The sequence below is a fragment of the Shewanella sp. S1-49-MNA-CIBAN-0167 genome (genome assembly GCF_040310145.1).
Lineage (GTDB): Bacteria > Pseudomonadota > Gammaproteobacteria > Enterobacterales > Shewanellaceae > Shewanella > Shewanella psychromarinicola.
This window is the reverse complement of the sequence record NZ_JBEOPO010000273.1, coordinates 1-270: the sequence shown is the minus strand read 5'-3', so window position 1 is coordinate 270 and position 270 is coordinate 1. Positions and strand designations below refer to the sequence as shown.

At 43.3% G+C, this 270-nt stretch carries 1 protein-coding gene; it reads left to right on the top strand.

All coding sequences use genetic code 11. From position 1 onward, the window contains the following. Positions 1 to 270: ATP-binding cassette domain-containing protein (locus AAEZ00_RS21295; RefSeq protein ID WP_351089902.1), on the top strand; the 270-nt coding region annotated here is incomplete at both ends.

The following is a 270-nucleotide window of genomic DNA, read 5'->3' as shown; positions in this document are numbered from 1 at the left end:
CAATCGTACTGCGCGGTTAGCTCGATTGGAAGAAATGCTCGAGTTGGTTAAATTAACCGGGTTGGCATCGCGTTACCCGCATGAATTATCAGGCGGTCAACAGCAACGAGTGTCGATTGCACGTGCATTAGCATATCAACCAGAATTATTATTGCTAGATGAACCTTTTTCCAATATCGATGCGCAAGTTCGTAACGATATGATGTTAGAAATTCGCGCCATATTGAAACAACGTAATGTCAGTGCCGTGTTTGTGACTCACAGTAAAGA